5 protein-coding genes and 1 pseudogene are annotated in these 5,151 nt (G+C 54.1%); 3 read left to right on the forward strand and 3 right to left on the reverse strand.

Translation table 11 applies throughout. The features are described from left to right. A partial coding sequence (locus GRI55_RS15410; protein WP_160767632.1) for an MBL fold metallo-hydrolase occupies positions 1-587 on the reverse strand: 587 nt, incomplete at its 3' end. A 41-nt stretch (positions 588-628) separates the two neighbouring features. Then, entirely contained in the window at positions 629-2,581 is a 1,953-nt protein-coding gene (locus tag GRI55_RS15415; protein ID WP_063511737.1) for a putative bifunctional diguanylate cyclase/phosphodiesterase, read from the reverse strand. Positions 2,582-2,744: 163 nt separating this feature from the next. Between GRI55_RS15415 and GRI55_RS15420 the strand changes: the two genes are divergently transcribed. Together GRI55_RS15420 and GRI55_RS15425 are read left to right on the forward strand one after the other, a co-directional pair. Then, a complete protein-coding gene (locus tag GRI55_RS15420) occupies positions 2,745-3,785 on the forward strand; it encodes a sensor histidine kinase (RefSeq protein ID WP_063511736.1) in 1,041 nt (346 codons plus the stop codon). 22 nt (positions 3,786-3,807) lie between these two features. Beyond that, the gene (locus GRI55_RS15425; RefSeq protein ID WP_160767622.1) at positions 3,808-4,206 is read left to right on the forward strand and encodes a response regulator; all 399 of its coding nucleotides are present in this window, start codon (positions 3,808-3,810) and stop codon (positions 4,204-4,206) included. A gap of 86 nt (positions 4,207-4,292) precedes the next feature. Here the strand turns inward: GRI55_RS15425 and GRI55_RS15430 are convergent, their stop codons facing one another. Continuing rightward, positions 4,293-4,790 (reverse strand): MgtC/SapB family protein, encoded by a 498-nt coding sequence (locus tag GRI55_RS15430; protein WP_160767633.1) that lies wholly within the window; start codon positions 4,788-4,790, stop codon positions 4,293-4,295. A 254-nt stretch (positions 4,791-5,044) separates the two neighbouring features. Between GRI55_RS15430 and GRI55_RS15435 the strand changes: the two are divergent. Continuing rightward, a pseudogene (locus tag GRI55_RS15435) lies at positions 5,045-5,151 on the forward strand (plasmid stabilization protein); the annotation flags it as partial.

Below are 5,151 nucleotides of genomic sequence, written 5' to 3' on the forward strand. Positions count from 1 at the left end.
GAAAACTCCCTGTCTGCCATGCCCGACCCGCAAACCGAACCAGCACCATGGGCGGGATAAATGATCGCCTGGTCGCCTAATTCGCAAATCTTGCGGAGAGAGTCGAAGAGAAGGCCGGCAACCTCCCGCTTCCGTTCAGGATAGAAATCGGTTCGGCCAACATCGCCAACGAACAGCGCATCGCCGGTAAAAACGCCCACCGCCGTTTCGGGGTATTCGCTATCGAATATGGCATAAGCGAGGTGATCGAATGTATGTCCGGGCGTTTCGAGGACGCGGATTTCGAGCTGTCCGATCGCGTGACAATCACCATCCCTCGTAGTCTTCGCGTATTCCACCTCGCCATCCGCGTTCGGCCCATGGAAAACCTCTGCCCCAGTCAGTTTTGCGAGTATCGGCGCTCCTGAAACCAAATCCTCATTGCGATGGGTCTCGAAGATATGCGTTATCCGCAGCCCCTCGTTTCGTGCTCTTTCAACGTAGATATCGCAATCTCTGCGAGGATCGATGACGGCAGCCATTCCGCCGGCTCCGATAAGATAGGAGAGGTGTGAAAGACCGGCCGTTTTAATTTTTTCGAACAGCACTGTTATCTCCTAATCGGCTAATAGCTTGAGAAACACCTCAATCAAGAAGGCGAAGAGCCTAAGTTGGAATACAGCGCCTTGAGCATTCGTTCGCTTGTAGCCGGCTTCCCCAAGCAAAAGCCTTGCCCGTAATCGCAGCCCACTGCTCTTGCCATTTTTAGCTGCTCGTGCGTTTCGATATGTTCGGCAACACATCGAGCACCAGCCGAATGACACAAATCTACCAGACCCGACAATATTTGGCGCGAGCGCTCGCTGTGAATGATATTGTCCATCAAAGATCCGTCCAGCTTGATTGTATCAAAGGAAAGCTCTCGAAGGTATGCTACCGATGCGTAGCCAGAACCGAAGTCATCCAGTGCGCTTGTAAAACCATAATGGGATAGCTTCGCTAGTTCTTGTTCGGCATGCCCCAGATCGGCAAGGATTGCTGTCTCTGTGATCTCGAACTGAACGCGGTGAGCATGAAAAGAAGAAGCCGACACAATCTTTTGAAGTTTGTCACTAGCCCCCGAACGGCTCAATTGCATGGCGCTGAGATTGAATGAAAGGGAGAGGTTTGCCGGCCAGGTCTCAGCTGACGCCAACGCCATTTCCAGAAGACGTTCGTTCAATCGATCAATGACGCCGAGCTTCTCAGAGATGCGAATGAACTCATCGGGAGACACCGCGCCCAGTTCTGCGTTGTTCCAACGAGCAAGAGCTTCAGCGAATACAGGAACTCCTTCCTTAAGATCAAAAATGGGCTGGAAGTGGACCTCCATTTCACGAAGCGCTTCACCCGACAAAATCGACTTTTCAATCTTTGCTCGCCGTTGATCTGCCTCGAATTGAGGCAGATCGTATAGGTGCCAATGTCCACGCGAGGACGCTTTCGCCTTATAGAGAGCGGAGTCTGCCTGCCGGAAAAACTCTTCGTCAGACCAAGTGTATGGTCCTGCTTCCGTTACGCCGCACGAAGCACCGACGAATAGCTCCTTTCCATCCCATAGGACCGGTTGGCTTGCTAGCTCACAGATCTGAGTTGACGCAGCTTCCAGTCCAGGTCTCGATAATCCATCCTTCCAGAAAACTGAAAACTCGTCGCCTCCGAGCCTGGCAACTAGCGCCTCGGCTCCGAAAGCATCTTTCAACCGTCGAGCATACTCGCGCAGTATCTCGTCGCCCGCAGCGTGACCGAATGCGTCGTTCGCTGACTTGAACCCATCAAGATCGCAAATAGCAAGCACGCTGCCGCCCCCAGTCAACGGGCCGCGGACCATGCCCTTCTCAATCTCGCGAACAAGCTTTCCGCGATTGGCAATCCCGCTCAACACGTCTTCATCGGCTCGCTTGGTCGCTTGGAGCTCAGCCTCAACAGCTCTGTTTCGCTCGCGAGCGATCGCCAATTGTCCACGCACCAAGCCCAGAAGAGCTCTATTATGAACATGGAGCTGCCAAATGAAGAGGGCTAGGACGAATATCAGACTGAGGGCGATCCCTCGATCTGACGGCTTCCCCATCCAAAACAACCGGATTGCTACGGGTAGACCGAGTATCAACAACGGAAGAAGCGCCGCCCGCGGAAAACTGCTCAATCCATAAGCGACCCCCAGCGCAGCAAGAACGCTGTAAAGCAGGATGGTCATCGTCTCGCTAGGGTAGGCGGTTATGAGGGACTGAGCCCAGATCGAAAACCCGAGACACAAGATGGTTGTGAAGAGGACCATCGTGACCAGTTCGCGTTTTATCCTCGCGAAATCCTCGGAAGGTTTTTGAAACGCGATCCAATAGATCATCCGCCATAATAGGATGGCTGATAAGATAGTTAGCGGCGAGAACCAGCGCAGCTCACCGCCATGTGTCGCCACATGGAGGCCCAGAAAGTTCACGAGCGCGACCCCATAGAGTAGCGGGATCTGCCTCCTTAAGCTCTCGAAGATTCCAGTAATCTGCTCGCGTTGCTCGCGAGGGCTGTCCGCTGGGAACAGGAACCTTAAGACCCACTGCATCATACGAGCCATAGCCTCGAATAGGCATTTTCTGGTTAATGCACAAATACGAGGTATCTTGAGCCAACTTGGCGGATGACGAACCGTCGAAGCGGACAGGGTGCTGCGCTGTTAGAGCCAGAAGATTGAGCTTGCAAATTAGCGCCGCTGATCACTAGCAAGACTGATGCCTCTTAGAAATTCTAAGCCAATCAGCGCCGCGCAGCTGGGCTTCATCGTAGAGGATGCGGCTAGCGAAATTTACCTCTTTTCTGCATCCGATTTTCGGTTCTTGCTGGTAAATCGAGGCGCGCGCGACAACCTCGGGTTCGGATTCGACGAGTTGCGTAAACTCGCACCGTGGGACCTGAAGCCACATCTGAGCGAGGCTCAATTTCGTGAAAAGGTTCGCCCGCTCCTGGAAACAGGCTCTGGCGACATGGTCTTCGAGACGGTTCACCGGCGCAAAGACGGGTCCTTATATGACGTGTCGGTTCACCTTCAGTTGCTCGAAAATGACGGCGAGCCAGTATTCTTCGCTGCCATCCGCGATGTCACCCGCGAAAATCATTTGAAACGGTCACTTGAGGACCGAGAAAGAGACTTGGAGGCTGCTTTGGCTGGTCGCGAGGTCCTTCTTCAAGAAGTCAATCATCGTGTAAAAAATAGCCTACAGTTGGTTATGGCACTACTTCAGCTTCATGCTCGCGAAGCGACCGATGACGGTCTCAAGTTTGCTTTGTCGGAAGCAAGGCACCGGGTCTCTGTGGTGGCTTCTATTCACCAGCGGCTTTATATGAATGGCGACTACTCGATGGTGGACATCGGAGATTTCCTTTCTGAGCTGGTTACGGCCACGGTGCGATCAATGAGCAGAGTGGATGACATCGGAATCGAACTCGAGCTTCAGTCTGGTGTCGCAATAGGAATGGATAGAGCAGTGCCCTTGGCGCTTGTCGTTTCGGAACTGCTCACCAACAGCCTCAAATATGCATTCCCTAATCAACGTAAGGGAACCGTGGGCGTGCATCTCAGTTCAACGGAAACGGAAATCACCGTTACCGTGCTTGACGATGGCGTAGGTTACTGCGTCGCGGACAGTGCAGAAACTGGCACCGGATTGGGTTCAAAAATCGTGCACGCCCTTACGGGGCAAATTCGGGCGAAAGTTGAAACGCAGAATAAGGCTGGCGGAACGCACATAAGCATAGTTCTTCCTCGCGGTTGATCGGCTGTGAGTTCGAATTTTTATGAAGATACTAATTGTTGAAGACGAAGCCCTAGTGGCTATGAACATGCAGGACGTTCTTGAAGCACAGGGACACCAAGTAATCAAAATAGCTGATGATGAAGAGTCGGCGATCTTAGCTGCAATTCACTATAAGCCCGATCTCGCGCTGGTTGATATGCGGCTCTCAGGAGGCGGTTGTGGGTTGGTCGTGGCTCGGCAAATGCACGACATCGGCGTCGCCGTTTTGTTCGCTACGGGGAATTGTCCCGGCCCGGATCATGGTGAGATCGCACTAGGGTGTCTCCACAAGCCTCTCTCGGACAATCAGCTAATCGCAGGCGTCTTAGTTGCGAACGCCTTACAAAACCGATCTGCCAATCCACCACCAATACCGGCCGGGATGCATCTCTATCGCTAGTTTTCGATGAGACATACGAAGCTGTGCATCACGTGGATCCAAGAGCTAAAGCCGCGCTATAGATCTAGAAACACTTTAGCGGACGCCTACTCCTCGGGCGACCTTCCGATCGAGCGCGCGATGTTGCGGTCCTCCTTGCCGAACTTGTCCTCCGCAACCCGCAAGACCGTGATCATGATCAGGCTGACTACGGTCAGAATTGCCACCAGGGGCCATTGCGCAGCACCGCAGGCAATACCCACCATGGTCGCTAGCCATAGATGGGCCGCCGTCGTCAGATTGTGGAGTTGGCCCTTGCTGAAGACGATCAGGCCGGCCCCGATTATCCCGATGAACGCTCCGGCTGCCTCGAACAGTCGCAAGGGGTCCATCCGCGGACCGTCGAGCTGATGGTACAGGGCCATGATCGACACGACCATGGCCGCAGCCGAGACACAGATCAGGCCATGCGTTCGCATGCCAGCGGCATGGCCGCGCCACTCGCGATCGAGCCCCAGCACCAGACCGAGAATTGCAGCCACGCCAAGCCGGCTGATGATATCCCAATCTAGCCATTCGATGGATGTGACAGGGTTGAGTTCCATGGTTCGCTATTCCGCTTTCTGCCCGGGTCCCCGGGATGAGGTCTTCGCGCTCGTCGCAAGCTGATAGGATAACCAACCCGAGTGCTGCAATTGCCGGGTGGGATGCTCTCTCCTGTAGACAGCCGAGCAGCGCCCCTACGATAACCCGTTGCAAACGTAAGACAATCTCTTCGTGGAACCCTTGCCCCATACGGGGTTGCTCATATATTTTCTTAGCGCGGACGGGTTCTCGACACGACACGAGGAGAAGCGTGATGGCGAAGGGAGACAAGGACAAATACACCGACAAGCAGAAGCGCAAGGCCGAGCACATCGAAGTGAGCTACGAGGACCGCGGCGTCTCGCAGGAAGAAGCCGAACG

It is taken from the genome of Qipengyuania citrea (assembly GCF_009828015.1).
In the GTDB taxonomy this organism is placed as follows: Bacteria; Pseudomonadota; Alphaproteobacteria; order Sphingomonadales; family Sphingomonadaceae; genus Qipengyuania; species Qipengyuania citrea.

Bases quoted from the DNA above. Each gene is read 5' to 3' on its own strand.
- GRI55_RS15415 (WP_063511737.1), bottom strand. From the start codon at position 2,581: ATGATGCAGTGGGTCTTAAGGTTCCTGTTCCCAGCGGACAGCCCTCGC.
- GRI55_RS15420 (WP_063511736.1), top strand. From the start codon at position 2,745: ATGCCTCTTAGAAATTCTAAGCCAATCAGCGCCGCGCAGCTGGGCTTC.
- GRI55_RS15425 (WP_160767622.1), top strand. From the start codon at position 3,808: ATGAAGATACTAATTGTTGAAGACGAAGCCCTAGTGGCTATGAACATG.
- GRI55_RS15430 (WP_160767633.1), bottom strand. From the start codon at position 4,790: ATGGAACTCAACCCTGTCACATCCATCGAATGGCTAGATTGGGATATC.